General features: G+C 64.9%; 4 protein-coding genes and 3 tRNA genes. 6 read left to right on the plus strand and 1 reads right to left on the minus strand.

What is annotated here, in order from left to right; genetic code table 11:
- From RJ03_RS00015 to RJ03_RS00035, 6 genes are all read left to right on the plus strand, one after another.
- The coding region (locus RJ03_RS00015) for a DNA gyrase C-terminal beta-propeller domain-containing protein (protein ID WP_036496914.1) at positions 1-1653 on the plus strand (1653 nt) is incomplete at its 5' end.
- A 79-nt stretch (positions 1654-1732) separates the two neighbouring features.
- Entirely contained in the window at positions 1733-2704 is a 972-nt protein-coding gene (locus RJ03_RS00020) for a DUF3566 domain-containing protein (protein WP_036496915.1), read from the plus strand.
- A gap of 146 nt (positions 2705-2850) precedes the next feature.
- Positions 2851-2924 (plus strand) — tRNA-Ile (locus RJ03_RS00025).
- Positions 2925-2957: 33 nt separating this feature from the next.
- A tRNA-Ala gene (locus tag RJ03_RS00030) sits at positions 2958-3030 on the plus strand.
- A 73-nt stretch (positions 3031-3103) separates the two neighbouring features.
- The gene (locus RJ03_RS38025) at positions 3104-3211 is read left to right on the plus strand and encodes a DLW-39 family protein (RefSeq protein ID WP_210743954.1); all 108 of its coding nucleotides are present in this window, start codon (positions 3104-3106) and stop codon (positions 3209-3211) included.
- A gap of 16 nt (positions 3212-3227) precedes the next feature.
- Positions 3228-3300, plus strand: a tRNA-Ala gene (locus RJ03_RS00035).
- A 67-nt stretch (positions 3301-3367) separates the two neighbouring features.
- Here RJ03_RS00035 and RJ03_RS00040 read toward each other — a convergent pair.
- Positions 3368-4006: TetR/AcrR family transcriptional regulator (locus RJ03_RS00040; protein WP_306304655.1), on the minus strand; the 639-nt coding region annotated here is incomplete at its 5' end.

Raw genomic sequence — 4006 nt, forward strand, 5'->3', positions numbered from 1 at the left:
AACTTCATCAACTCGATCGCCGAGCAGGTCAAGGACGGCAAGATCGCGGGTATCTCCGATATCCACGACGAATCCTCCGACCGCGCGGGTATGCGGATCGTGGTCACGGTCAAGCGCGATGCCGTGGCCAAGGTGGTGCTGAACAACCTCTACAAGCACACCCAGCTGCAGACCAGCTTCGGCGCCAACATGCTGTCGATCGTCGACGGTGTGCCGCGCACGCTGCGGCTGGACCAGATGATCCGGCTCTACGTCGATCACCAGTTGGACGTCATCGTCCGGCGCACCCGCTACCTGTTGCGCAAGGCCGAGGAGCGGGCGCACATCCTGCGCGGCCTGGTCAAGGCGCTGGACATGCTGGACGAGGTCATCGCCCTGATCCGGCGTTCGGCCAATACCGACACCGCGCGCACCGGCCTGATGGAACTGCTCGAGATCGACGAGATCCAGGCGACCGCCATCCTCGATATGCAGCTGCGGCGCCTGTCGGCCCTGGAGCGGCAGAAGATCATCGACGAATTGGCCCGCATCGAGGCCGAGATCGCCGATTTGAAGGACATCCTGGAGAAGCCGGAACGTCAGCGTGCCATCGTGCGCGACGAACTGGCCGAGATCGTCGAGAAGTACGGCGACGACCGCCGCACCAAGATCGTCGCGGCCGACGGTGACGTCGCCGACGAGGATCTGATCGCTCGCGAGGACGTCGTGGTCACCATCACCGCGACCGGCTACGCCAAGCGCACCAAGACCGATCTGTACCGCAGCCAGAAGCGCGGCGGTAAGGGCGTGCAGGGCGCGGGCCTCAAGCAGGACGATCTGGTCAAGCACTTCTTCGTGACCTCGACCCACGACTGGCTGCTGTTCTTCACCAACCTGGGCCGGGTCTACCGGGCCAAGGCCTACGAGTTGCCCGAGGCCAACCGCACCGCGCGTGGCCAGCACGTGGCCAACCTGCTGGCGTTCCAGCCGGAGGAGAAGATCGCCCAGGTCATCCGGATCAAGACCTACGAGGACGCCCCGTATCTGGTGCTGGCCACCCGCAACGGCCTGGTGAAGAAGTCGAAACTGACCGACTTCGACTCCAACCGCACCGGCGGCATCGTCGCGGTGAATCTGCGCGATGGTGACGAATTGGTCGGCGCCGCACTGTGTTCGGCCGAGGAGGATCTGCTGCTGGTGTCCGCGCACGGACAGTCGATCCGGTTCACCGCCAACGACGAGGTGCTGCGTCCCATGGGCCGCGCGACCTCGGGCGTGCAGGGGATGCGGTTCAACGCCGACGATGAGCTGTTGTCGCTCAACGTCGTTCGCGACGGCACCTATCTGCTGGTCGCGACCGCGGGCGGATACTCCAAGCGCACCGCGATCGAGGAGTACACCGCACAGGGCCGCGGCGGTAAAGGTGTGTTGACGATTCAGTACGACCCGAAGCGTGGCAGTCTGGTAGGAGCGCTCATCGTCGACGACGATGACGAGCTCTATGCCATCACGTCCGGCGGCGGTGTCATCCGGACGGCGGCGAATCAGGTACGCAAGGCGGGCCGGCAGACCAAGGGCGTGCGTTTGATGAACCTCGGCGAGGGCGATACCTTGCTGGCGATCGCTCGTAACGCTGATGAGCCCGACCAGGTTTCCGGTGAAGAAGAGGCCTGAGGCTCGGATTAGCGTTAGGTTCTGGAAGCGGTAATTTCTCCACAAGCAGCGGCGCCACGACGGATCGAAGGATTCTGCATTGACCACTCCGAATCAGCCGAACGACGAGCGAAACCACGCCAACGGTGTGACCGAGCGGATCGCACCGTCACCGATTCCGCCGCGGCCGGCGCCGCGGTCGGGGTCGTCGGCCGACAACGGCTCGGGTAGTTCGCCCGCAAACCCCGAGTCGCAAGGCGATTCCGCGAAGCCCGGCGGTTCGGCGCCGGAGGCCGGCGAGGCCGGTGACGGTCGTGGTTCTCGCTTCGAGGAGGGGTGGTCGCAGCTGCCGCAGCGGGAGCCGCAGTCGAATCTGAATCGCCCCGGCCAGGCCCCGGTGCAGGGCCGGGCGAATTCGCAGACCGGACTCGGTGGCGGGGTGAAGAACGCCCGCACCACCACCGACCTCGCGGCCAAGGCGGCGCGCAAGGAAGCGGCGATGGTGAAGTCCGTCGGCATCGACGGACCCACCCGCAGCATCGCCCGCCCGGAACTGATCAAGGATCTGCCCGATCTGTCGGATCTGCGTCATCCGATGCCGCAGGCCGACCCCGGTGCGGCACAGTCGGTTCCGATGGCGGTGAAGACCGCGGCGCCGACCGTCTCCCCGGCCGCGCAGGCGGCGGTCGCCCAGGCGGTCACCAGCGGTGAGCCGTTGCGGGCGACCGTGCAGGTGCGCCATATCGACCCGTGGTCGACGTTGAAGGTGTCGCTGGTGATCAGCGTCGCCATGTTCTTCGTGTGGATGCTGGCCGTCGGATTCCTCTACATCGTGCTGTCCGGCATGGGTGTGTGGGACCGCCTGAACAGCACCTTCACCGACATGGTGAACGACAACAACTCCTCGGCGACGACGATCATCGACGCCGGCAGCGTCTTCGGATACGCGGCCGTCATCGGCCTGATCAACGTGGTGCTGTTCACCGCGCTCTCGACGGTGGGTGTATTCATCTACAACCAGTGCACCGATCTGGTGGGCGGCGTGCAGGTGACGCTGGCCGATCCGGACTGACGACTCGCGACGCACGGCCGGCCGGTTCTCACCGGACCGGCCGTTCGTGCTTTACGGGCGCTCTGACCAGGCGTTTTGGAGAGCAATCGGAGGGTTGTGTAGTCTCTACCGAGTCAGTCACGACAACATGTCGAGACGAACACCACGGGCCTATAGCTCAGGCGGTTAGAGCGCTTCGCTGATAACGAAGAGGTCGGAGGTTCAAGTCCTCCTAGGCCCACATTCACACACCTGGTCGTCATCGACGGCCGAGGGGGCCTTAGCTCAATTGGCAGAGCACTGCCTTTGCAAGGCAGGGGTTAGGGGTTCGATTCCCCTAGGCTCCACTTCTTCTTCTCACGATCGGGCGGATCCGATCACTGTCTGCCGGGGCCGTGGCGGCACAGTAGGGTGGACGGCATGAAACTTCTTCTGACGATCGGTGTCATTGCCGCAGTTGTCTTCGCTGTCACCAAGGTTCGCAAGCGCAGCGAGGCGGATCTGTGGCACGAGGTGACCGCGCGCTGAGCCGTCACGCTCGACCGGGGCCTTAGCTCAATTGGCAGAGCACTGCCTTTGCAAGGCAGGGGTTAGGGGTTCGATTCCCCTAGGCTCCACAACGTTCACAGCTCCACAACGTTCACAGCTCCACAACGTTCACAGCTCACAAAATCCCGTCTCCACTCACGGCCGGGCCAGCAGGTCGATGACCGCCTGCACTTCCTCCGGTGTCGGGGTCGGCAGATTGTCGCGGCCGTGGATCAGCCCGATTCCCAGATACACCATCGCGCCGGCGCGCAGCCGCGCCTGAACCGGCTCGAAACCCAGATCGAGCATCGCTGTCTGCACGGTGCGGAAGATGCGCTGATCCAGCGCCCGGACCGCCGCCGCCACGGTGTCGTCGGTGCGTGACCACTCCCGCACCGATGCCTCGACCATCCAGTGCTTGGGATCCACCAGCATGGCCGCCATCTGTTCGATGCGGGACTCGACCGGAATCGAATCCAAGGCGGCGAGGGCGCGCACGGCTTCGCTCTGCATGTCGCCCCACCGGTCGGCCATCGCGGCCATCAGTTGTTCGAGATCGTCGAAATGCCAGTAGAAACTGCCCTTGGTGACGCCCAGTTCCTCGCACAGCCGGGGAATCCGGATCGCGGTCACACCCTCGCGCCCGAGCAGGTCCAAAGCGCCGTTCACCCAGTCGTCGTACGACAGCCGCGCCGTCCGTGGGCGGTTGCGATGTTGTGCCTCGGCCTTTTTGGACACCGCCTTCTTCGGCACCGCCTTTTCGGACACCGCCTTGTCGGCCGGGACCGGGGCCTT

This window comes from Nocardia aobensis NBRC 100429 (genome assembly GCF_000308375.1).
In the GTDB taxonomy this organism is placed as follows: Bacteria; Actinomycetota; Actinomycetes; order Mycobacteriales; family Mycobacteriaceae; genus Nocardia; species Nocardia aobensis.